This window comes from Mesorhizobium sp. M0152 (genome assembly GCF_040322415.1).
In the GTDB taxonomy this organism is placed as follows: Bacteria; Pseudomonadota; Alphaproteobacteria; order Rhizobiales; family Rhizobiaceae; genus Mesorhizobium.
Genome location: NZ_JAMYTH010000038.1, coordinates 1 through 22,976 on the forward strand (window position 1 = coordinate 1; position 22,976 = coordinate 22,976).

The following is a 22,976-nucleotide window of genomic DNA, read 5'->3' on the forward strand; positions in this document are numbered from 1 at the left end:
TGACGTTGAGGCCGATGCCGCCGAGGCCGAAGACGACAGCCGTGGCGCCTTGCTCGACCTTGGCGGTGTTGATCACCGCGCCGATGCCGGTGGTCACCCCGCAGCCGATGTAGCAGATCTTGTCGAAGGGGGCGTCCGGATTGACCTTGGCCACCGCGATCTCCGGCAGCACGGTGAAGTTCGAAAAGGTCGAGCAGCCCATATAGTGAAACAACTTGTCCTTGCCGATCGAGAAGCGCGAGGTGCCGTCCGGCATCAACCCTTGGCCCTGCGTGGCGCGGATCGCCGTGCACAGATTGGTCTTTCTCGACAGGCAGGACGGGCATTGCCGGCATTCGGGCGTATAGAGCGGGATGACGTGGTCGCCCTTCTTGACGCTAGTGACGCCCTTGCCGACATCGACCACGACGCCGGCGCCTTCATGGCCGAGGATGGCCGGAAACAGGCCTTCGGGATCGGCGCCCGACAGCGTGAACTCGTCGGTGTGGCAGATGCCGGTCGCCTTGATCTCGACCAGCACCTCGCCCTCGCGCGGGCCGTCGAGGTCGACCTCCACGATCTCCAGCGGCTTTCCGGCGGCGAAGGCGACTGCGGCGCGGGTTTTCATCAGGATGTTCCTCCCAGGGCGATCGATAGAGTTTCACGTTCCGACATTGTTGCCGATGACCTCGAAGTCGACGATCGCGATCCGCTCAGTCGCCGCCGTATCCCAGAAATGGCATAGGACTAAAGCAGGCATGTAAGTCCACTTGCAGGGGTTTGATAAATTTTGTCGGTCCGCTAAGCTCATTGTGGGCACCTTGAATTCGCGCAGGTCCGGCAACAATCGGACTTTAGTGCAAGAACGGATAGTTTTATCGATGATGAGAGCGGTGCCAGGCACTCTCGCAGCTTTTTTGCCTATTTTTTTCCTGACTCTCAACGTTCCGGGCGCGATGGCCCAGGACGTGAAGGGCAAGCAACCGGCTGCAACGGACAGACCGGGAAAAAAGATAGCCGAAATCAAGATAGGCTATTTGCGAGCCTACGCGCCACAATTGACGCTTTCCATGCTCGACCTGTCGCCACGTGATGAAGGTGTCGCCGGCGCTGACGTAGCAATCGGCGATAACAATACGACCGGAAAGTTCACCGACCAGAAATTCAGCCTCGACGTGTCCGAGATAAAGCCCGAAGCCGACGCGGTTCAGGCATTCGAGGACCTGATCGCCAAAGGTGACCGCTATGTGGTCGCAGACCTTTCGGCCAGACAATTGCTGTCGATCGCCGACATCGCCCGTGACAAAGGCGTGCTGATCTTCAACATCGGCGCCCCCGACGATAGCCTGCGGGAAGAAGACTGCCGCATCAACGTTTTCCATATCGCGCCGACGCGCAGCATGCTTGCCGACGCGCTGGCGCAGTATCTCATGGTGAAGAAGTGGCCGAATTGGGTGCTGCTCTATGGCTCGCACGAGCAGGACCATCTCTACGCCGACGCGTTGCGCCGCGCGGCAGCCCGTTTCGGCGCCCAGATCGTCGCCGAGAAGGAATTCAAGGACACCGGCACAGCCAGGCGTACGGATACCGGCGCCACGCAGATACAGCAGCAGATTTCCGTATTCACGCAGGACTTGCCGGAGCACGACATTGTGCTTGTCGCCGACGAAAGCGAGGTGTTCGGGACCTACGTGTCCTACCGCACCTGGGCGCCGCGGCCGGTCGCCGGCACCGCCGGGCTTGTTGCATCGTCGTGGCATCCCGCCAGCGAACAATGGGGCGGCATCCAAATGCAGAGCCGCTTCCTGAAAACGACGGGCCGGCGGATGCTTTCCAAGGACATGTCAGCCTGGACGGCGGTGCGGGCCGTCGGCGAAGCCACCACGCGCATCAATGGCGACGATGAGAAAAAGATCAGCGACTACATCCGCTCGGATGATTTCTCGGTCGCTGCTTTCAAGGGGCAGAAGCTGACCTTCCGCAAATGGAACCTTCAGCTGCGCCAGCCGATCCTGCTTGGCGACGCCAAGTCGGTCGTCTCTACATCGCCGCAGGAAGGTTATCTTCATCAGGTCTCCGAGCTCGATACGCTCGGTGTCGACCAGCCGGAGACGAGATGCGTCCTTAAGTAGAAAGCAATCGGGGAGGAATTTCCGTGCAGAGACGAGCTTGCGCATTCGCCATTCTCGCGACCGGCGTCATGGCCGGTCCGGCGTCGGCCTACACGGCCTATGTTTCCAACGAGAAGGACAATACGATGACCGTCGTCGACACCGCCACCATGCAGGTGGTGAAGACCGTCGAAGTGGGCCAGAGACCACGCGGCATCACCCTCTCGCATGACGGGAAATTCGTCTATCTGTGCGCCAGTGACGACGATACGATCGAAATCATCGACACCGCGACACTTGAGATCGTCGGCACGCTGCCGTCCGGCCCCGATCCCGAATTGTTCGTGCTCTCGCCCGACGGCAAGACGCTCTATGTCGCCAACGAGGACGACAATCTCGTCACCGCTATCGACGTCGAAAGCAGGCAGATCCTTGCCGAGATTCCAGTCGGCGTGGAACCGGAAGGCATGAGTATCAGCCCCGACGGCAAGACCATGGTCAACACCTCCGAAACCACCAGCATGGCGCATTTCATCGACACCGGCACGCATGAGGTAACCGACAATGTGCTGGTCGACACACGCCCGCGCTTTGCCGAATTCAAGCCCGACAGCTCGCAGGTCTGGGTCAGCGCCGAGGTCGGAGGCACCGTCAGCGTCATCGATAACGCCAAACGCGAAGTGGTGAAGAAGGTCCAGTTCGAGATTCAGGGATTGCGGGCCGAAACCATCCAGCCGGTAGGCATCGCGATCAGCGCCGATGGCAAGAAGGCCTATGTGGCCCTCGGCCCGGCAAATCATGTGGCGGTGATCAACGCGGAGACCTACGAAGTGGAAAAATACATCCTCGTCGGCCAGCGCGTCTGGCATCTGGCCTTCACGCCCGACCAGAAGACGCTGATCACCACGAACGGCAATTCGAACGACATCACGTTTATCGATACTGCGACCGACGAGCCGGTCCAATCGCTCACCGTGGGCCAGCAGCCCTGGGGTGTGGTCATTTCGCCCAAATAGTAGAGATTGATCATCGGGAGGCTGACGCCATGAAATTTTGCCGCAGGTTGGTCTTCGCCGCGCTCGCCGGACTTGCTCTTGCTCCGGCTGGAGCAAGGGTGCACATGGACGGCGGGCCGGCCTGGCTGGAATTCGATGACGCTAGAATGATCCAGGTGCAGTTCCACACCGTCCGGCCGGGCGAATACACCTGGTCGGTTCCCGACCTTGCCGACAAGGGCCTGAAGGGTAAGATCACGATCAAATAGCCAGCGGAGATCGGAGGAGCGACCGGGCGTGCAGCATGTGAAGACAAGCGGACCAGGAGACGGGGTGGCGGCGCTCGATGTCGGAGCTGTCAGCCATTCCTATGGACCGAAGCCGGCGCTCAACGACGTCTCCTTCTCGATCGCGCCGGCGACTTTCACCGTTCTGCTCGGCCTCAACGGAGCCGGCAAGACAACTTTGTTCTCGCTGATCAGCCACCTCTACGACACGCGCCGCGGATCGATCCGCATCTTCGGCCACGACGTCAGCCGCGCTTCCGGCGAGGCGCTCAGGCGTGTCGGCATCGTGTTCCAGGCACGCACGCTCGATCTCGACCTGAGCGTCCACCAGAACCTCTCCTACCACGCTTCGCTGCACGGCATTGGCGGACGCGAGGCTCGCCAGCGCATCGCCGCATTGCTCGATATTGTCGACATGCCGGGCCGCCAGCATGACAAGGCACGCAGCCTTTCCGGCGGCCAAATGCGGCGCGTCGAGATCGCACGGGCGCTGCTCCACCGCCCATCCCTGCTCCTGCTCGACGAGGCGACGGTCGGTCTCGATATCCAGTCGCGTGCGGGCATTCTGGCCACCATCCGCAAGCTCGTCGAAACCGAGGGCATTGGCGTGCTGTGGGCCACGCATCTGATCGACGAAGTTGACGATGGCGACGATGTCGTCGTTCTGCGGCAGGGCGAGCTGGTGGCCAGCGGCAAGGTGTCCGATGTCGTCCAGGCGAGCGGCGCAAATTCGATCCGCGACGCCTTCTCGAAGCTCAGCCGCATTGACACGGCAGGCAAGGCGGAGATGCCCCCATGAGCGCTCCCGCGGTCCCCGGTCAAGCCGTCATCGTGCCGGTGCGGTCAGAAAGTTTTGGCCTCCGCCATTATCTCATTTGCCTCAAGGGCGTCGTCCTGCGCGAGTGCCTGCGCTTCCTGCACCAGCGCGAGCGTTTCATTTCCTCGCTGGTCCGGCCGCTCGTCTGGCTGTTCATCTTCGCTGCCGGCTTCCGGCAGGTGCTCGGCGTCTCGATCATCCCTCCCTACAAGACTTATGTGCTCTACGAGGTCTATATCACGCCCGGACTATGCGGCATGATCCTGCTGTTCAGTGGAATGCAGTCCTCGCTGTCGATGGTTTATGACCGCGAGATGGGCAACATGCGCACCCTGCTGGTCAGCCCCTTCCCGCGCTGGTTCCTGCTGGTGTCGAAGATGCTTGCCGGCGTCGCCGTATCGATCGCGCAGGTCTATGCATTTTTGATCGTTGCCTGGTTCTGGGGCGTCAAGGCTCCGCTGCTCGGCTATCTCATGGTGCTGCCGGCGCTGTTCCTGTCGGGCATGATGCTTTGCGCCCTCGGCATGCTCTTGTCCTCGATGATCAAACAGCTCGAAAACTTTGCCGGCATCATGAACTTCGTCATCTTTCCCGGCTATTTTGCGTCTCCGGCACTCTATCCCTTGTGGCGCATCCAGGAGGCCAGTCCCCTGCTCTACAAGATCTGCCTCGCCAATCCGTTCACCTATGCCGTCGAACTGATCCGCTTCGCTTTCTATGGACAGGTCGACTGGGTGTCGCTGGGCGTCGTCACCGGCTGCACGCTGCTGTTTCTGGCCGCCGCCATCATCGCCTACAATCCCTCGCGCGGCCTGATCACTCGCAAACAGGACATGGGAGGAAATGCCTGATGGCAAGCATGGGTCTTGTTCGCTGCCTGGTTCTGGTCGCCAGTTTTGCCCCGCTCGCGAACGCCAATGCGGCGACCGCCGATCCCGACTGGCCTTGCATGCAGCGCAAGGTGCCGCAACTGTCACTCGGCCAGGTATGGAACGGACCGGACCTGCCGCCGTCGGCCAGGGACTGGTCCAAGGATACTGCCGTCTCCGCCCTGGTCGAGGACGTGGCGGCACGGCGGATGCCGATTGCCGACGCCCAAAAGGAGATCAAGGATTTTGCCGCCTCGTTGCCGGCCGAGCAGCTTGCGCCGAAAATGGCGATGCTGGTGCAGGGGATGTTCGATCACATGGACGCCGAGCGCTCTCACGTGATTTCGGGCATTTCCCGTTATGCCCACAAACAACTCGAAATGGCGGCCGCCTTGCGCAAGGAAGCATCCGACGTCGATGCGTTGCGGGCAAAGCCCGATGCGGATCCGGACGAGATCGAGCGGCGAACCGAACAGCTGAAATTCGCAACGCGAATTTTCAATGAACGCGTCCAATCGCTGACATATGTCTGCGATGTGCCGACGATAATCGAGCAGCGGCTTTATCAATTGTCCAAGGTCGTCTCGGAAACGCTCGCCGCGAAGAAGTAGAACCTCATTCGCTCTTCGCGGCGGATCTCACGATCCCCGGCCCGGCAGCACGCGCCAGCGCCGCACGAAATATCCGGGATGTGTCTCGATCCAGTTGGCCACCAGCGGCTGCGCCTGCATGAAGGCGGTGCCGGGATTCATGGCCAGGCCGTCCACCATCTGTTCGCGCTGCTCACAGTCCTGCGGCACATTCGTCAGGCAGACCATCATAACGAGTGTATAAAGCATTGCCCCTTTTCCCCATCGATTCCCGAACCCCATGCCCGGGCGGTTTCCGAGATACAAGCCAGTCTGCGGGGATCGCACATACAGATCGCTTACGGGTGTGAAAGGACGTGGCCCCCGCTCTTTCGCACTGCAACATAACATACAGCTTATCTAACGCCAACAATCGCCGGGCGTTCTCCACTCCCTTCTCGAAGCTTTCTCGCGATCTCTAGCGTTGGGTAGGTCGGCCGTTCCGGTCGGCGCACCAGTCCAACATCATCCCTGTTTGGTGTGCGGATAGAGCTTGCCGAACAGGGGCAGGTACATCGCGCCCTTGCGCATCAGGAAATCGTGGAACGTCGCCATGGCCGGCGAGATCGCGTGATCGGTGCGCATCACCGAAAACCATTGCCGGCGGATCGGCATGCCGACGACGTCGAGGATGACCAGCCGGCCGGCTTCGGTTTCTGCGGCAATGGTGTGGGCAGAAATGAAGGCGATGCCGAGACCGGCCATCACCGCCTGCTTGATCGTCTCGTTCGAGCCCATCTCGACGCCGAGATCGTCGATCCGGCCGGGCACGTCACTCAGGAATATTTCCAGCGAGATGCGCGTGCCGGAGCCGGGCTCGCGAATGAGGAAATGCTCTTCGGCGATCCGTTCCTTTGAAATGTCGCGTACCGACGCCAGCGGGTGTTCGGGCGGCGCGATGATGACCAGCGGGTGATCGCCGAAGACCGAAGCACGCACCGGGACCTCCTTGGCCGGGCGCCCCATCAGCGCGATGTCGATATCGTGGTTCTTCAGACTATCGATCGTTTCGGCACGGTTGCCGATGGCAAGCCGCATATCGATGTCGGGATGTTCCTTCATGAAGCCGGCCATGAGCCGCGGCGCGAAATATTTGGCGGTGGAAACGACGCCGAGCCTCAGACTGCCGGTGCGCACGCCCTTGATCGCATCCATCGTGTCTTCGAGCAGACGCAGCCGCTCCTCGATGGCCTGCGCCGCCTCCACGAAGGCCAGACCTGCGGCAGTGGGACGCATGCCGTCCGACGTCCGGTCGAACAAGGCCAGTTGGAACTCCTCTTCCACTTGCCGCAGTTGGATCGTCACCGCAGGAGGAGACAGACCCAACACCTTGGCCGCACTGACAATTTTTCCGTGACTGATGATCGCCTGAACGGTCTTGAATTGCCTGAGCGTGAGGTTTTTCATATGGCATACTAAAATTTTTTTACCGTTGAAGTAAAGTTATTAAATTTTACTTATCCTATTTCGTTTGCTTTCATTCCCCAATCCGGCCGACCCCGAGGAGATGCGGCTGGATCGGGAGGTTACGATGCCAGCGGCAACGCTCGACGCTTTTCTGAATTCCTATCTCGGCCCGCCGGACGAGTTGCGCTCCGCGGTCGTAGCCACTGTCCGTCAGCTGACGCAGGCCGCCACCAAGATCCGCAATACCATCAATCAAGGGGTGCTCGGCGCGGCCTTTGCCGGGACCCGCGGCGCCAATGCCGATGGCGATGTCCAGAAGGATCTCGACATCTTCGCCGACGACATCTTCCTCGACGCCATGCGCCACGCTCCGGTCGCGCTCTACGCCTCCGAGGAACTGGAGCAGCCGGTCCTGCTCGACAGGCAAGCGCCTCTCGCCATCGCCATCGACCCGCTCGACGGTTCGTCCAACATCGACACCAACGTGTCGATTGGAACGATTTTCTCGCTCCTCCCTGCAACTGGCGCGCCGGACGGGAATCCGGCCGCCTCTTTTTTGCAGGCAGGCGTGAACCAGCTCGCCGCCGGCTTTTTCATCTACGGGCCGCAACTGGCGCTGGTTCTGTCGCTCGGCAGCGGCACGCATGTCTTCGTCCTCTCGACCAGGCTCGGCACCTTCGTCCAGGCCTATGAGAGCCGGATCATTCCGCAACGCACCCAGGAGTTCGCCATCAACGCCGCCAACTACCGGCACTGGGATGAGGCGGTGCGGCTCTATATCGACGACTGCCTGGAAGGCACCGAAGGCCCACGCGAGAAGGATTTCAACATGCGCTGGATCGCTTCCCTGGTCGCCGACTGCTACCGCATATTGATGCGCGGCGGCGTATTCCTGTATCCAGGCGACACGCGCAAGGGTTACCGCCAAGGGCGGCTGCGCCTCGTCTATGAGGCCAACCCGATCGCCTATCTCATCGAACAGGCGGCCGGTGCCGCCACCGATACGATCACCCGCATTCTCGAAATCGAACCCGAGAGCCTGCACCAGCGCGTCCCCGTGGTGTTTGGATCGGCGCGGGAAGTCGCGCGCATCACCCGCTACCACACCGAACCCAGCGCGATCGGCGAGCGTGCGCCGCTGTTCAGCCGCCGCGGCCTTTTCAGGGCCTGAGTACCATGTCGGCAAAGCACCCCATCATCACCATCACCGGATCGTCGGGCGCAGGCACCACCTCGGTCAAGCGCATCTTCGATCTGATCTTCCGGCGCGAGAACATCGAGGCCGCCTTCATCGAGGGCGATGCCTTTCACCGCTACGACCGCGCCACGATGAAGATAAAGGTGGCCGAGGAAGAGAAGGCGGGCAATCCGAACTTCACCCACTTCAATGCCGAAGCCAACGAGCTCGCAATCCTCGAAGAAGTGTTTGAGGAATATGGCCGCCGGGGGACCGGAAAGACCCGCACCTACATCCATGACGAGGACGAGGAGAAGCAGTACGGCACGCCGCCGGGACATTTTACCGAATGGCGCGAATTCGCTCCGAGCGACCTGCTCTTCTACGAGGGCCTGCATGGCTGCGTCGTCACCGACAAGATCAACCTGGCCAGGCACGCGGACCTCAAGATCGGCGTGGTCCCGGTCATAAATCTCGAATGGATCCAGAAGATCCATCGCGACCGCGCAACGCGCGGCTATTCCACCGAGGCGGTGATGGACGTGATCCTGCGCCGCATGCCGGACTATGTCCGCTACATCGTCCCGCAATTCTCGCAGACCGCCATCAATTTCCAGCGCGTGCCGATCGTCGACACGTCGAACCCGTTTATCGCGCGCTGGATCCCGACGCCCGACGAATCGATGCTGGTCATCCGCTTTGCCAATCCCCGCGGCATCGATTTCCCTTACCTGCTCTCAATGATCCACGACTCCTTCATGTCGCGGCCGAATTCCATAGTGGTTCCAGGCAACAAGCTCGACCTCGCCATGCAGCTGATCCTGACGCCGCTCATCCTGCAATTGATCGAACGCAAGAACCGTGTGTCGTGAGGAGGACGCCATGAACAGCCAAGCCGCATTGAAGCCCGTCGCCGCCGTCTCGGAGCGCGACATGGCGAACGCCATTCGCGCACTGGCGATGGACAGCGTCCAAAAGGCCAATTCCGGTCATCCGGGCATGCCGATGGGGATGGCCGACGTCACGACGGTGCTGTTCTGCCGCTTCATCAACATCGATCCGTCGGCGCCCAACTGGCCCGATCGCGACCGCTTCGTGCTTTCGGCCGGGCATGGCTCGATGCTGCAATATGCGCTGCATTACCTGCTCGGCTACGAAGACATGCCGATCGAGGAATTGCAGCGGTTTCGCCAGTTGGGCAGCCGCACCGCCGGACATCCGGAACATGGCCATGCGCTTGGCATCGAGACGACGACCGGTCCGCTAGGACAAGGCATTTCGACCGCCGTCGGCATGGCGCTGGCGGAGCGCATGCTTGCTGCCCGTCACGGCGCCGATCTCGTCGATCATTTCACTTACGTGATCGCCGGCGACGGTTGCCTGCAGGAAGGCATCAGCCACGAGGCGATCGATCTTGCCGGTCACCTGAAGCTGTCCAGGCTGATCGTGTTCTGGGACGACAATGCGATCTCGATCGACGGACCGACTTCGCTGTCGACATCGATGGACCAGCCGGCACGATTCAAAGCCGCTGGATGGCATGTCCAATCGGTGGACGGCCACGATATGGACGCCGTCGCTGCGGCAATCGAAGCTGCGCAGCAGTCGGATCGGCCGTCCCTGATCGCCTGCCGCACGGTGATCGGCAAGGGCGCGCCCAATCTCGGCGGTTCCGAGAAGACGCATGGCGCGCCGCTCGGCGATGCAGAGATCGCCGCGACGCGCGAAAACATCGGCTGGGCCTACGCGCCGTTCGAGGTGCCGGACGACATCGTTTTCGCCTGGCGTGAAATTGCCGAGCGCGGGCAAGCGGCGCGGCTCGCCTGGGAGCAGCGGCTTGCCGCCTCGCCGCAGCGCGAGGCCTTTGCGAGCGCGATCGCCGGCAACTTGCCCGATGCGGTCTTCGAGGCCCTGGGCGCCTTCCGCAAGGAGCATGTCGAGAAGGCGACCAAGGTCGCAACGCGTAAAGCCTCCGAAATGGCGCTCGGTGTGATCAACGCTGCTACCGAGCTGACGGTCGGCGGCTCCGCCGATCTGACGCATTCGAACCTGACGATCACCAAGGGCATGGATCGCATAGCGCCTGATGACTATGCCGGCCGTTATATCCACTACGGCATCCGCGAGCACGGCATGGCCGCGGCCATGAACGGAATCGCGCTGCATGGCGGGTTCGTGCCTTATGGCGGTACGTTCCTGTGTTTCGCCGACTATGCGCGCGGCGCGATGCGGCTCTCGGCGCTTATGGACCAGCGTGTCATCTACGTGATGACGCATGATTCCATCGGCCTCGGCGAGGATGGTCCGACGCACCAGCCGGTCGAGCACCTGGCGATGCTGCGGGCGACGCCCAACCTCAACGTCTTCCGTCCGGCCGACATCATCGAAACAGCCGAGTGCTGGGAACTGGCGCTGAAGAGCGAGAGCCGGCCGAGCGTGCTGGTGCTCTCGCGCCAGAACCTGCCGATGCTGCGCCAAGCACACAGCAACGAGTCACACAGCGACGAGCCACACAGCGAGGAGAACCGGTCGAGCCAGGGCGCTTACATCCTGCGCGAGCCAGCCGAGCACCGCGCCGTGACGCTGATCGCCACCGGCTCGGAGGTCGAGATTGCCGTTGCCGCCGCGGGACGGCTGGAAGCCGAGCACGGCATCGCCGCCGCGGTCGTCTCGATGCCGTGCTGGGAGCTTTTCGAGGAACAGGATGCGGACTACCGGAAGTCCGTCCTCGGTTCAGCGCCGCGCGTTGCCGTGGAGGCAGCCGCCCGTCTCGGCTGGGACCGCTGGATCGGCGACACCGGCGCTTTCGTCGGCATGGCTGGTTTCGGCGCCAGCGCCCCTGCCCCGGATCTCTACCGGCATTTCGACATCACGCCCGAAGCCATCGCGGCAGCGGCGCTGAAGCTCATCATCTAGGAGGACCCGACAAATGGCCCGCATCACCCTTCGCCAGCTTCTCGACCATGCCGCCGAGCACGGCTACGGCGTTCCGGCATTCAACATCAACAACATGGAACAAGGCCTCGCCATCATGGAGGCGGCCAAGGCCTGCGACGCGCCGGTCATCATCCAGGCCTCGCGCGGTGCGCGCTCCTATGCCAACGACATCATGCTGGCCAAGATGATGGAGGCGTTGACCGAAATCCATCCGGCCATTCCGCTATGCGTCCATCAGGATCACGGCAACAACGAAGCCACCTGTCTTTCGGCGATCCGCCACGGCTTCACCTCGGTGATGATGGACGGGTCATTGATGGCGGACGCCAAGACGCCGGCGAGCTACGATTACAACGTCGCCATCACCGAACGTGTCGCACGCATGGCGCATTGGGTCGGCGCTTCGGTCGAAGGCGAGCTTGGCGTGCTGGGGTCGCTGGAAACCGGCCAGGGCGAAGCCGAGGACGGGCACGGCGCCGAAGGCGCGCTTTCCCACGACCAGCTTTTGACCGATCCCGATCAGGCGGTCGACTTCGTGACCGCCACCCAGGTGGACGCGCTGGCGATCGCCTGCGGCACCTCGCACGGCGCCTACAAGTTCAGCCGCAAGCCCGACGGCGGCATCCTCGCCATGCAAGTGATCGAGGCGATCCACGAAAAGCTGCCCAACACACATCTGGTCATGCATGGCTCTTCCTCCGTGCCGCAGGAACTGCAGGACATCATCAACAAATATGGCGGCGAGATGCCCCAGACTTTTGGCGTTCCGGTCGGGGAGATCGAGCGCGGCATCCGCTATGGCGTGCGCAAGGTCAACATCGATACCGATTGCCGCATGGCCATGGCCGGGCAGTTTCGTCGCGTCGCGACGGAGGACCCGCACGAGTTCGATCCGCGCAAATTCCTTAAACCCGCCATGGATGCCTTGCGCGACCTTTGCCGCGATCGCTTCGAACGCTTCGGCACCGCGGGCAACGCCTCGAAAATCAGGGTTATCGCCATGGACGAGATGGCCAAACGTTACGCCGCGGGAAAACTCGACCCGCAAATCGCAACCGCGAAAGCCGCCTGAGCGGCAGACAGGAGACCTGTCATGAACAAGATCGACATGCCGTCACCGGGTACGCTCAAAGAAGGCAAGGAGCGCTACAAGTCAGGGGTCATCCCTTACAAGAAGATGGGCTACTGGGAGCCGGACTACCGGCCCAAGGAAACCGATCTGATCGCCATGTTTCGGATCACACCGCAACCCGGTGTCGACCACGAGGAAGCAGCGGCCGCCATTGCCGGTGAATCCTCCACCGCGACATGGACCGTGGTGTGGACCGACAGGCTGACCGCCTGCGAGTTGTACCGCGCCAAGGCGTTCAGATCCGAGCCGGTGCCGAACACAGGTCCCGGCACCAGGACCGAGCAACAGTACTTCGCCTACATCGCCTACGACCTCGACCTGTTCGAGCCGGGTTCGATCGCCAACCTGACCGCATCGATCATCGGCAACGTGTTCGGCTTCAAGGCAGTCAAGGCCTTGCGCCTCGAGGACATGCGCATCCCGGTGGCTTACCTCAAGACCTTCCAGGGACCGGCGACCGGCATCGTTGTCGAACGTGAGCGGCTCGACAAATTTGGCCGGCCGCTGCTCGGCGCGACGACGAAGCCGAAGCTTGGCCTGTCAGGCCGCAACTACGGTCGTGTCGTCTACGAAGCGCTGAAGGGTGGCCTCGACTTCGTCAAGGACGACGAGAACATCAACTCGCAGCCCTTCATGCACTGGCGCGACCGCTTTCTCTACTGCATGGAGGCTGTGAACAAGGCGTCGGCCGCCACCGGCGAGGTCAAGGGCCATTATCTCAACGTCACCGCCGGCACGATGGAGGAGATGTACGAGCGCGCCGAATTCGCCAAACAGCTTGGCTCCTGCATCGTCATGATCGACCTCGTCATCGGCTACACGGCGATCCAATCGATGGCCAAGTGGGCACGCCGCAATGACATGATCCTGCACCTGCACCGCGCCGGCAACTCGACTTATTCGCGCCAGAAGAACCACGGCATGAATTTTCGCGTCATCTGCAAATGGATGCGAATGGCCGGCGTCGATCACATCCATGCAGGCACGGTGGTCGGCAAGCTGGAAGGCGACCCGCTGATGATCAGGGGGTTTTATGACACGCTGCGCGAGGAACGCACGCCGCAGAACCTCGAAACCGGGCTGTTCTTCGATCAGGAGTGGGCCTCGCTCAACAAGGTGATGCCCGTCGCCTCGGGCGGCATCCATGCCGGCCAGATGCACCAGTTGATCCATTATCTCGGCGAGGACGTCATCCTGCAGTTCGGCGGCGGCACGATCGGACATCCGGACGGCATCCAGGCCGGCGCGACGGCCAATCGCGTCGCGTTGGAGGCTATGATCCTCGCCCGCAACGAGGGCCGCGACTATCTGCGCGAAGGGACCAAAATACTCGAACAGGCGGCCAGATGGTGCACGCCGCTGAAGGCGGCCCTGGAGACCTGGAAGGACGTCACCTTCAATTACGAATCGACCGACACGGCCGACTTCGTGCCAACCGCAACGCCCAGCTTCTAGAAGAAGGAACCGTCGCCATGATGACCAATCCGGGAAACAAGGTCACGCAAGGACAGTTTTCGTTCTTGCCCGACCTGACCGATGAGCAGATTTCGGCGCAGATCAAATACGCGCTGAAAAACCATTGGGCGGTCAGCGTCGAGTACACGGACGATCCGCATCCGCGAAATACCTATTGGGAAATGTACGGCAACCCGATGTTCGACCTGAGGGACCCGGCGGGCATCCTGCTTGAAGTCAACAATTGCCGGAAAACCATGCCCAACATGTATGTCCGGGTCACCGCCTTCGATTCGACCAAGGGTTGGGAAGCGCCGCGCATGTCGTTCATCGTCAACCGGCCGCCCAACGAACCCGGGTTCCGGCTACTGCGCCAGGAGCGCGACGGCCGCAGCCAGGGTTATTCGATCGTGCCTTATGCGACCGACAGGCCCGAAGGCGAGCGGAGCTAACCGACCATGCTGGACGCGATAGCAAAGGGCGCTGCCGCGCAGGACGAATCGGTTGATCTGCAGGCCGAGTTCGAGGCCTCTAACATCGACGAGGTGATGGACAAGCTCGACCGCGAACTCGTTGGCCTGAAGCCCATCAAGAACCGCATCCGCGAGATCGCTGCGCTGCTCCTGGTCGACCGGCTTCGCCGCAAGTTCGGGCTGACCTCGGGCGCGCCGACGCTGCACATGAACTTTACGGGAAATCCCGGTACCGGAAAGACCACCGTGGCGCTGAGGATGGCCGAAATCCTGCATCGCCTCGGCTATGTCCGCGAAGGCCACATGGTCGCGGTGACTCGAGATGATCTCGTCGGTCAGTATGTGGGCCACACCGCGCCCAAGACCCGCGAAGTAATCAAGCGCGCCATGGGCGGCGTGCTTTTCATCGACGAAGCCTACTACCTCTACAAGCCCGAAAACGAACGCGACTACGGCCAGGAATCGATCGAAATCCTGCTGCAATGCATGGAAAACAACCGAGACGATCTGGTTGTGATTCTTGCAGGCTACAAGAACAAGATGGACCGCTTCTTCGACAGCAATCCCGGCATGCGCTCGCGCATCGCCCATCACCTCGATTTTCCCGACTACGGCGTCGGCGAACTCAAGTCGATCGCCGAGATCATGCTGGCGGAACAGAATTACCGTCTCAGCGAGGCGGCGGCCAAGGCGCTCGAAGAGTATCTCCCGATCCGTATGCGGCTGCCGCATTTCTCCAACGCGCGCTCGGTCCGCAATGGGCTCGACCGGGCGCGGCTTCGCCAGGCCAACCGGCTTTTCGCGTCGCGCGACCGGGCGTTGACGAAGACCGACCTTATCACCATTGAGGAATCCGATATTCGCGGCAGCCGCGTGTTCGCGGAAGGTAAGCTCGAAGGCGAACCGGAGACGAAGACGCGCTGACAAGTGACGCCGGTTGGTGTGAAGCGACCGGAAAATGGAAGACAGAGTGGGAGCCGACGACCATGGGTACCAAGACAATCATCGCGCCCTCGGTGCTTTCCGCGGACTTCTCTCGGCTCGGCGACGAGGTCGAAGCCGTCGTCCGGGCGGGTGCCGACTGGATCCATCTCGACGTGATGGACGGTCATTTCGTGCCCAACATCACCTTCGGTCCGCCGGTGATCAAGACGATCCGCGATCGAACGGACAAGGTCTTCGATTGCCATCTGATGATCGCGCCGGCCGATCCCTATCTCGCCGCCTTCGCCGATGCCGGTTGCGACATCATTACGGTGCATGCCGAGGCCGGGCCGCATCTCGACCGTTCGCTGCAGGCGATCAGGAATCTCGGCAAGAAAGCCGGCGTGTCGCTGAATCCGTCGACGCCGGAAAGCGTCATCGAATATGTGCTCGACCGGCTCGATCTGGTGCTCCTGATGACAGTCAACCCAGGTTTCGGCGGCCAGGCTTTCATTTCGGCTGTCGTCGACAAGGTCAGGCGAATCAAGGCGCTGATCGGCAACCGCCCGATCGATATCGAGATCGACGGCGGCGTCACGCCCGAGACCGCTCCGCTGGTCACCGCGGCCGGCGCCAATGTGCTGGTTGCAGGCTCGGCCATCTTCAAGGGCGGCACCGAAGCTGCCTATCGCGCCAATATCGGCGCCATCAGACAGGCGGCCGACGGGGCGATCCGGAAAGCCGCATAAACCGCTTCATCGGCAAGCATTTTCATCGGAGGAAATCTTGGCGGCAATCCCACCTGTCTGCGACTTCGGCTGGCAAGCCGTCGATGCCGTTTTGCCCGGCGTCGATGGCAAATCGCATTCGATCTTCAGCCACGCCGGCCCGAACGGGCTGGTCGTGGCTTTCATCTGCAATCACTGCCCCTATGTGAAGGCAGTGATTTCACGCATCGTCCGCGACGCCGACGACCTCAAGGCCGAAGGCATCGGCTTTGTCACGATCAACTCCAACGATGCCGACGCCTATCCGGATGATTCCTTCGACAACATGAGGCTCTTCGCCAGGACGAGCGGCTTCACCTTCCCCTACCTCCACGACGAGCGCCAGACGGTGGCGCGTGCCTATGGAGCCGTTTGCACCCCCGATTTCTTCGGGCTCAACAGCGAGTTGACGCTGCAATATCGCGGCCGGCTGGACGCGTCGCGACGCGACGCCGGACCGCCCGGACTGAGACGCGACCTGTTCGAGGCGATGAAGCAGGTTGCCCGAACCGGCGATGGACCGCTGCAACAGATCGCTTCGATCGGCTGCTCGATCAAGTGGAAGGAGGCTGCATGAACGTCGGCGCAGGCAGGCCGTTTCGATCGCCGAAGGGGATCCTGTTTGATCTCGACGGCACGCTGATCGATTCAGCGCCTGACATAACGGCCGCCGTCAACGAGTTGCTGGCTGGCCGCGATCTGCCGCCGCTGCGCCTGGAACAGGTCAAGGCGATGATCGGCGGCGGCGTCAGGAAACTGGTCGAGCGAGCCTTCGCGGCTTCCGGGGCACCGCTTCTCGGCAGCGCGCTCGATGAGGCCAACCGCGTCATGGCGCCGATCTATCGCCGACATCTGACCGGCCTGACAAAGCTGACGCCTGGCGTCAGGGAGGTTCTCACCCATTTCCACCTGAGTGGGATAGCCATGGGCGTGGCCACCAACAAGCCGCAGTTGGCGACCCGCGAAATCCTGCTGCATTTCGGCCTGACGGAATATTTCGGCGCGATCGTCGGCGGAGACGCGGTGACAAATCCCAAGCCGGCGCCCGATGCCTTGCTGCTGGCGCTCGACCAGCTTCAGATCGAACCTCGCGACACGCTGATGGTCGGAGACAGCAGCGCCGACGTGGTCGCCGCGCGCGCCGCCGGTATCCCCGTCATTCTGCTGCGTGGCGGCTACACCCAAATTCCCGTTGAAGAGCTTGGCGCCGACCTCGTTTGCGACAGCCTGCTCGACCTGCCTTCCACGATGCAGAGGCTGCAAGACGCCGCTTGACCGGCGGCGCCAGGGTGGGCGCCGAACGGAGTTTCGAACGGCCGGAAGAACTGGGCCACTTCCTGCGGAAGAACCGGGGTTACTTCCTGCGGAAGAACCGGGTTACTTCCAGTGGAAGAACCGGGTTATTTGGAGAATTGCTTCAGATAGGCGATGACATTGGCGACGTCTTCGTCCTGCTTGAGACCGGCAAACGCCATTTTCGTCCCTTTGACCATGGCCTTGGGATCGTGAAGGTAGGTCGCCAGCGTGGCTTCGTCCCATTTGACGCCGGATTTGCCGGCTGCGACCATCGCTTGAGAATAGCTGAAACCCGGATGCGTGCCTGCCGTCCGGCCGATGACGCCGTTCAGCGACGGGCCGATCTTGTTCTTATCTTGGTCGGCGATGTGGCAGACCTTGCATTTGGTAAAGACTTTCTCGCCCGCCGCAGCATCCTGTGCCTGGGATTGGTTCGTGAAGGCCACAACGGATATGACGGCGAAAAATGCAATTGCGCGCATGGTGTTTCCTCGTTGATCTTCTGCGGGCCCTGGATGATTTGTGCGCGTCGATGCCTTGACCGCCGGCATCCGGTTTTACGCGGGACTATCCGCCCTCCTCTGGAATGGCAGCACCTGCACGCCTCGAAAAGCTAGACTGCCGCTGAGGGAAGTCAATCGTACAAAGGTCCTGTTTCGTTTCCCGACTGCGCAAGTGAAAGTGCTTGGCGGCATACGGTTCACATTGTTGACGCGTATTGGCCGAACGCGTAGCCTGACTTCAACCGGTTTCCTGTTCGGCACCTTCAGGAAATACGATGCGACTCCAAAGCACGATCTCTGGAGAGATCGCCGCGCAGGCGACGATAGGTGCCAAATGGATACGGTCGATCTCATATTGACGGTGTGCCTGAGTGCCAATCCGGGCAATTGCCGAGATGAGCATCTCTATTTCGAGAACCGTGGCTCTCTGTTCCAATGCATGGTCCTGGCGCCCAGCGAGATTGCAAAATGGTCTCAGGAACATCCGGGGCTCAAGATCGTGCGCTGGAAATGTGCCTTTCCGAGTAAGGAACGAGCGATTTGATCGACATCCCTAGTTCATCGGCGGCTGAGAAAAAGGAGACTGCAAGATGATTTCGCGGCGCGAAACGCTGCGTCTGGCATCTCTTGGGACAGCCGCCATCCTCGCCTTAAGGCCGGTTGCAGTCTTTGCAGCAGCCAAGATCCGAATTGGTGTCCTGAAGTTCGGCACCGTGAGCTGGGAACTCGATACGCTGAAACAACACAAGCTCGACGAGGCCAACAGGATCGATCTGGAAATCGTCTACTTCGCCGGCGAGGATGCGACCAACGTCGCGATGCTGGCCGGCGCCATCGACATGATCGTGACCGACTGGCTGTGGGTCTCGCGCCAGCGCTCCGAGGGCAGCGACCTTACAATGGTTCCCTATTCGACCGCCGTGGGCGCAATCATGGTGAAGGAAGAATCGCCGATCCGGACGATCGCCGACCTAAAGGACAAGAAGATCGGTGTCGCCGGCGGACCGCTCGACAAGAGCTGGCTACTGATCCAGGCGCTGGCCAGGCGCGATCACGGCATAGACCTGCCGTCAACCAGTGACGTCGTCTTTGGCGCACCGCCGCTGATTTCGGAAAAGGCGATGCAGGGCGAACTCGATGCGGTACTCAATTTCTGGCATTTCTGCGCCCGGCTCGAGGCCAACGGCTTTCGTCGGTTGATCGGAGCGGATGATGCGGCCAAAGCGCTCGGAGCCTCGGGCGCCGTGTCGGCGCTCGGCTACGTCTTCCACGAACAATGGGCGAACGAGAATCCGGATTCCGCCCGGGGCTTCGTCAGGGCCTCCAAGCAGGCAAAGGACTTGCTGGCCAGATCCGACGATGAATGGCTGCGTCTGGCGCCACTCATTCGCGCGGAAGGCAAGGAGCTGGAAAAACTGCGCGACCGCTATCGCCAGGGCATTCCCAGACGGCCAGTCTCCGAGGAAGCGGCCGACGCGGGCAGGCTCTATCACGTGCTGGCTGCAATAGGCGGCGAGAAGCTGGTTGGCAGGGCGCCGGAGATGGCGCCCGGCACGTTCTGGCCGGAACTGGCGAAATGACCGCACCCGAAACCGGCGACGGCACAAGCGGCGCGGCGACGGATATGTCCGGTCGATCCAGCCTGGCGACGGCACTGATGCCGGCGCTGACGGTGGCGGTTTCGCTGCTCGGACTTTGCCTGCTGTGGAGCCTCGCGGCCCATCTATGGCAAAGCCGTGCCTTCCCCTCGCCAGGGCAGGTTTGGCAGGAACTGCTCAGGGAGGCGGCGAGCGGCGATCTTTTTTATCATCTTGGCGTGTCGCTCGGCCGGGTTGCCGCGGCATACGTCGTCGCAATGATCATCGGATCGGTCATCGGCGTCGTTCTCGGCAGCTATCGCGGTGCGGACCGGTTCTTCAATCCCTGGCTGATCCTGTTTCTCAACATTCCCGCGCTGGTGATCATCGTGCTCGCCTATATCTGGTTCGGCCTCAACGAGGCGGCGGCGATAGGCGCCGTCGCCGTGAACAAGATCCCGAATGTCGTGGTGACCATGCGCGAGGGCGCCAGGGCGCTTGACCCAATTTATGCCGAAATGGCCGCAGTCTACCGCTTCGGCCCCCTCGACCGCATCCGCCATGTCCTGCTGCCGCAACTGCAGCCCTATTTTGCCGCGGCTTCGCGATCCGGCATCGCTCTCATCTGGAAGATCGTCCTGGTGGTTGAACTGCTCGGACGTTCCAATGGCGTCGGCTTCCAGATCTATCTTTATTTCCAACTCTTCGACGTCGCCGCCATTCTTGCCTACACGCTGGCTTTCGTGGCGGTGATGCTTGTCATCGAACTTCTCCTGGTGCAGCCCGTTGAACGACATGCAACCCGTTGGCGCCGTCGTCCCGCTTAAGGTCGATATCGCCGAAAAGACCTTCAGATCCGCGCGAGGTGTCTCGGTGCCGGCGCTTCGGGGTCTGTCCTTCGAGGTCCGGCAGGGCGAATTCGCCTGTCTGCTCGGGCCGTCGGGCTGCGGCAAGACCACGACGTTGCGTATCTTGCTTGGATTGGACAAAGACTTTTCCGGCTCCTTCCAATTGCCGCAAGGCGGCTCGAACCGCATCGCCGCTGTGTTCCAAGAGCCTACTTTGCTGCCATGGCGGACGGTCGAGCAGAATGTCAGACTGGCGCTGCCGAAAGGCCTGAGCGCGAAAAATCTCGACGAACTGTTCGACAGTCTCGGCCTCACCGGCATGCGCTCGCTCTATCCAACGGAACTCTCGCTCGGCCTTGCGCGCAGGGCAGCACTTGCCAGGGCCTTCGCCAACGAGCCTGCGGTGCTTTTCCTGGACGAACCCTTCGCCTCACTCGATGAGCGGACTGCCCTGCGGCTTCGTCACCTGCTTCTGTCGGTGTGGTCGGCGCGGCCAACGACCGCCTTGATGGTAACGCACAATCTGCGTGAAGCGCTGATGCTCTCGGACCGCATCATCGTGCTCGCACCGCAACCGAGCCATGTGCTGGGCGTGTTCGATGTGCGGCTGCCGCGGCAACATCGCAATCCACGGGTGATGAGCGACCTCTTGCGCTCGTTCCATCGAAAATTTCCGGGCGTGACCTGATCGTCGCGACGGCCAGATGCTTAGCGGAGATTCCATGCCTATCGACGAGGTCCGGCGCAGATTTGTGGGTGGTTTCGCCTGCGTCGGGGCCAGCGCCGCGATGCTGCCATGCTGCTTTGGACGGGCCGTTCTGGCCGCTGCCGGCGGCCTGCAGTTCTCGGTCAGGCAAATCGCCGACGGCGTTTTCGCCTTCCAGGGCGCAGATGAATTGATGACGGCCGCCAATGAGGGCGCGATCTGCAATCTGAGCGTCGTCGTCGGCACCGATGCCGTTGCCGTCATCGACAGTGGCGGCAGCCTGATAGAAGCGCATGCCTTTATCGCCGCGATCGGAAAGATAACCGCCAAGCCGATCCGCTTCCTGGTCAACACCCACATGCACCCCGACCACATTTTCGGCAACGCCGCATTCCGAGAGATCGGTGCGACCATCGTCGGCCATCACAATCTGCCCCGCGCCCTCGAGGCGCGCGGCGCGTTCTATCTGCACAACTATCGCGGACAGGTCGGCGACGCGCTTATGAAGGGGGTCGAGATCGTGCCGCCGACAATGCTGGTCGACGATCGCATGCAACTCGACCTCGGCGGCCGCACGCTCGAATTGCAGGCCTGGAAGCCGGCGCACACCGACAACGACCTGACTGTTTTCGACACCGCGACCAGCACTTTTTTTGCCGGCGACCTCGTGTTCATGGGTTCTTTGCCGACGCTCGACGGATCGCTGCTCGGCTGGCTCCGCCAGATGGACGCACTCGCCGCGATCGGCGCTGCGCGCGTCGTGCCAGGTCATGGTCCGGCACCGACCGACTGGCCGGAAGCGCTGACGGGAGAGCGGCGCTATTTCGAGGTTCTGGCCCACGATATTCGCAAGGCGATCGCCGACGGGACGCCGCTCGGCGCGGCAGTCAAAACCGCCGGCCGAAGCGAACGGGGCAATTGGCACCTGTTCGACGACTACAATGAACGCAATGCAACAGCAGCCTTCGCCGAGCTGGAATGGGAATAGACCATACCGACAGCGCCGCAGCGGTGAAATGGATCGATTTGCCAACGCATCGTCAAAGGCCTACCCTTGGCGCCAGCCTGGGCACCACCTCTCTGACATCGGTGGAGGCATCGACATGCAAGAACACACTTACCACAACCGGCAGCTCGCCTTGCCGCTCGCAACCATCTTGGCCCTGAGCATCTTGACCATCGGCACGCTCTTCGGTTCCTCCGGAACCGCCACAGCACAGCAGACAAGCGTTTCTTCAGACCGGATCTGGCAGGATTTGAAGGGCGACGTGTTCGGCGATCGGGCGATGCTGGTCGATACCGGCGTCGTCAGGATCGAGGCGCCGAAGCGGGCACAAGATGCCGCCATCGTACCCGTCGACATCTATATCGATCCCGCCAAGGCGCCCGACGGCATCAAATCCATCACCTTGATCATCGACGTCAATCCGGCACCGGTGGCGGCGACGTTCCAGATCGGCAAGGACGCCGGCGTGACACATCTGTCGACACGCGTACGCGTCAACGATTATTCCTATCTGCGCGCCATCGCCGAGACGCAAGGCGGGGAACTCCACATGGCCAAGACCTTCGTCAAGGCGTCAGGCGGCTGTTCGGCTCCCGCGGTCAAGAACATGGACGAGGCGATGGCAACGATGGGACAGATGAAACTGCGCCAGTTCCCGCCTCAAGAGACGATGACGAAGGTGCAGGAGCTGCAGTTGATGATCCGGCACCCGAACAATTCGGGCCTGCAGCGGGACCCGCTGACCCAGTATTTCATCCCCGCGCACTTCATCCACGAATTGTCGATCTCTCAGGCCGACAAGCCGATTCTCTCGATGGAGGGCGGAATATCGATTTCGGAGGATCCCAATTTCCGGTTCGATTTCACGGCGCACGGCAATGGCGAAATCCGTGTCGAGGCGACAGACACGGATGGCGAGGTGTTTCGCGGCCATTGGCCGATGGAAGCGGCCGGACTGTAAGGCACCGTCCCGCGCGCCTGCTCCGCCTGACTAGAGCCGGATGATTTCAGGTCAAGTCGACCTGAAATCTGAATCCGCCGCTAGATCAAAGAGATGAAGCATGATGTCGCCCGAAAACCG

At 61.7% G+C, this 22,976-nt stretch carries 26 protein-coding genes; 21 read left to right on the forward strand and 5 right to left on the reverse strand.

All coding sequences use genetic code 11. The features are described 5' to 3' along the window. Positions 1-607, reverse strand: a 607-nt coding sequence (locus NKJ26_RS27210) for an alcohol dehydrogenase catalytic domain-containing protein (RefSeq protein ID WP_352698367.1), incomplete at its 3' end; no start/stop codon positions are given. Between the two features lie 328 nt (positions 608-935). On the opposite strand from NKJ26_RS27210, the gene NKJ26_RS27215 reads away from it, so the two are divergent. Genes NKJ26_RS27215 through NKJ26_RS27240 form a run of 6 tightly spaced genes read left to right on the forward strand, consistent with a single transcriptional unit; the run spans position 936 to position 5,669 of the window. Beyond that, positions 936-2,111 (forward strand): ABC transporter substrate-binding protein, encoded by a 1,176-nt coding sequence (locus tag NKJ26_RS27215; protein ID WP_502903209.1) that lies wholly within the window; start codon positions 936-938, stop codon positions 2,109-2,111. Positions 2,112-2,128: 17 nt separating this feature from the next. Beyond that, positions 2,129-3,106: a YVTN family beta-propeller repeat protein gene (locus NKJ26_RS27220; protein ID WP_502903210.1), complete on the forward strand. Its 978-nt coding sequence runs from the start codon at positions 2,129-2,131 to the stop codon at positions 3,104-3,106. Between the two features lie 29 nt (positions 3,107-3,135). After that, positions 3,136-3,354, forward strand: coding sequence for a hypothetical protein (locus tag NKJ26_RS27225; protein ID WP_352698373.1), 219 nt, complete (start codon positions 3,136-3,138; stop codon positions 3,352-3,354). 28 nt (positions 3,355-3,382) lie between these two features. After that, entirely contained in the window at positions 3,383-4,171 is a 789-nt protein-coding gene (locus NKJ26_RS27230) for a lanthanide ABC transporter ATP-binding protein PedB/LutE (protein ID WP_352598268.1), read from the forward strand. Beyond that, positions 4,168-5,040 carry a lanthanide ABC transporter permease protein PedC gene (locus NKJ26_RS27235; protein WP_352598269.1) on the forward strand — a complete coding sequence of 291 codons (873 nt, stop codon included), beginning with the start codon at positions 4,168-4,170 and terminating at the stop codon, positions 5,038-5,040. The genes NKJ26_RS27230 and NKJ26_RS27235 overlap by 4 nt, the downstream gene beginning before the upstream one ends. Continuing rightward, entirely contained in the window at positions 5,040-5,669 is a 630-nt protein-coding gene (locus NKJ26_RS27240; RefSeq protein ID WP_352698375.1) for a hypothetical protein, read from the forward strand. The genes NKJ26_RS27235 and NKJ26_RS27240 overlap by 1 nt, the downstream gene beginning before the upstream one ends. 27 nt (positions 5,670-5,696) lie before the next feature. On the opposite strand, the gene NKJ26_RS27245 is transcribed toward NKJ26_RS27240, so the two are convergent. Together NKJ26_RS27245 and NKJ26_RS27250 are read right to left on the reverse strand one after the other, a co-directional pair. Beyond that, entirely contained in the window at positions 5,697-5,897 is a 201-nt protein-coding gene (locus NKJ26_RS27245; RefSeq protein WP_352598271.1) for a hypothetical protein, read from the reverse strand. Between the two features lie 255 nt (positions 5,898-6,152). Continuing rightward, entirely contained in the window at positions 6,153-7,094 is a 942-nt protein-coding gene (locus NKJ26_RS27250) for a LysR family transcriptional regulator (protein ID WP_352698377.1), read from the reverse strand. 124 nt (positions 7,095-7,218) lie between these two features. On the opposite strand from NKJ26_RS27250, the gene NKJ26_RS27255 reads away from it, so the two are divergent. From NKJ26_RS27255 to gph, 10 genes are all read left to right on the forward strand, one after another. Further along, positions 7,219-8,265 (forward strand): class 1 fructose-bisphosphatase, encoded by a 1,047-nt coding sequence (locus tag NKJ26_RS27255; protein WP_352698379.1) that lies wholly within the window; start codon positions 7,219-7,221, stop codon positions 8,263-8,265. A 5-nt stretch (positions 8,266-8,270) separates the two neighbouring features. Beyond that, a complete protein-coding gene (locus NKJ26_RS27260) occupies positions 8,271-9,143 on the forward strand; it encodes a phosphoribulokinase (protein ID WP_352698381.1) in 873 nt (290 codons plus the stop codon). A gap of 10 nt (positions 9,144-9,153) precedes the next feature. Further along, positions 9,154-11,187: a transketolase gene (gene tkt, locus NKJ26_RS27265; RefSeq protein WP_352698383.1), complete on the forward strand. Its 2,034-nt coding sequence runs from the start codon at positions 9,154-9,156 to the stop codon at positions 11,185-11,187. Between the two features lie 13 nt (positions 11,188-11,200). Continuing rightward, on the forward strand, positions 11,201-12,280 hold the full coding sequence (fba, locus tag NKJ26_RS27270; RefSeq protein ID WP_352698385.1) for a class II fructose-bisphosphate aldolase: 1,080 nt from the start codon (positions 11,201-11,203) through the stop codon (positions 12,278-12,280). 21 nt (positions 12,281-12,301) lie between these two features. After that, entirely contained in the window at positions 12,302-13,795 is a 1,494-nt protein-coding gene (locus NKJ26_RS27275) for a ribulose-bisphosphate carboxylase large subunit (protein ID WP_352598277.1), read from the forward strand. A 17-nt stretch (positions 13,796-13,812) separates the two neighbouring features. Then, positions 13,813-14,247, forward strand: a complete 435-nt coding sequence (locus tag NKJ26_RS27280; protein WP_352598278.1) for a ribulose bisphosphate carboxylase small subunit — start codon at positions 13,813-13,815, stop codon at positions 14,245-14,247. 6 nt (positions 14,248-14,253) lie between these two features. After that, a complete protein-coding gene (gene cbbX / locus NKJ26_RS27285) occupies positions 14,254-15,192 on the forward strand; it encodes a CbbX protein (RefSeq protein WP_352698388.1) in 939 nt (312 codons plus the stop codon). Between the two features lie 62 nt (positions 15,193-15,254). Beyond that, positions 15,255-15,941, forward strand: a complete 687-nt coding sequence (rpe, locus tag NKJ26_RS27290) for a ribulose-phosphate 3-epimerase (protein ID WP_352698390.1) — start codon at positions 15,255-15,257, stop codon at positions 15,939-15,941. Between the two features lie 37 nt (positions 15,942-15,978). Further along, on the forward strand, positions 15,979-16,536 hold the full coding sequence (locus NKJ26_RS27295; RefSeq protein ID WP_352698392.1) for a thioredoxin family protein: 558 nt from the start codon (positions 15,979-15,981) through the stop codon (positions 16,534-16,536). Beyond that, positions 16,533-17,234: a phosphoglycolate phosphatase gene (gene gph, locus NKJ26_RS27300; protein WP_352698394.1), complete on the forward strand. Its 702-nt coding sequence runs from the start codon at positions 16,533-16,535 to the stop codon at positions 17,232-17,234. Before NKJ26_RS27295 ends, gph begins: the two co-directional genes overlap by 4 nt. A 125-nt stretch (positions 17,235-17,359) precedes the next feature. Here the strand turns inward: gph and NKJ26_RS27305 are convergent, their stop codons facing one another. Both NKJ26_RS27305 and NKJ26_RS27310 read right to left on the reverse strand, forming a co-directional pair. Further along, the gene (locus NKJ26_RS27305; protein WP_352698435.1) at positions 17,360-17,737 is read right to left on the reverse strand and encodes a c-type cytochrome; all 378 of its coding nucleotides are present in this window, start codon (positions 17,735-17,737) and stop codon (positions 17,360-17,362) included. Between the two features lie 259 nt (positions 17,738-17,996). Then, the gene (locus NKJ26_RS27310; protein ID WP_352698396.1) at positions 17,997-18,194 is read right to left on the reverse strand and encodes a hypothetical protein; all 198 of its coding nucleotides are present in this window, start codon (positions 18,192-18,194) and stop codon (positions 17,997-17,999) included. 154 nt (positions 18,195-18,348) lie between these two features. Between NKJ26_RS27310 and NKJ26_RS27315 the strand changes: the two genes are divergently transcribed. The 5 genes from NKJ26_RS27315 to NKJ26_RS27335 all read left to right on the forward strand — a co-directional run bounded on the left by NKJ26_RS27315 (position 18,349) and on the right by NKJ26_RS27335 (position 22,856). Beyond that, complete coding sequence (locus tag NKJ26_RS27315) at positions 18,349-19,338, forward strand: ABC transporter substrate-binding protein (protein WP_352698398.1); 990 nt, start codon at positions 18,349-18,351, stop codon at positions 19,336-19,338. A gap of 77 nt (positions 19,339-19,415) precedes the next feature. Further along, complete coding sequence (locus NKJ26_RS27320; RefSeq protein ID WP_502903212.1) at positions 19,416-20,162, forward strand: ABC transporter permease; 747 nt, start codon at positions 19,416-19,418, stop codon at positions 20,160-20,162. Continuing rightward, complete coding sequence (locus tag NKJ26_RS27325) at positions 20,131-20,871, forward strand: ABC transporter ATP-binding protein (RefSeq protein ID WP_352698437.1); 741 nt, start codon at positions 20,131-20,133, stop codon at positions 20,869-20,871. The genes NKJ26_RS27320 and NKJ26_RS27325 overlap by 32 nt, the downstream gene beginning before the upstream one ends. A 34-nt stretch (positions 20,872-20,905) precedes the next feature. Beyond that, positions 20,906-21,877 carry a quinoprotein relay system zinc metallohydrolase 2 gene (locus NKJ26_RS27330; RefSeq protein ID WP_352698402.1) on the forward strand — a complete coding sequence of 324 codons (972 nt, stop codon included), beginning with the start codon at positions 20,906-20,908 and terminating at the stop codon, positions 21,875-21,877. Between the two features lie 115 nt (positions 21,878-21,992). Next, entirely contained in the window at positions 21,993-22,856 is an 864-nt protein-coding gene (locus NKJ26_RS27335; protein ID WP_352698404.1) for a quinoprotein dehydrogenase-associated SoxYZ-like carrier, read from the forward strand. Positions 22,857-22,976 lie beyond the last annotated feature (120 nt).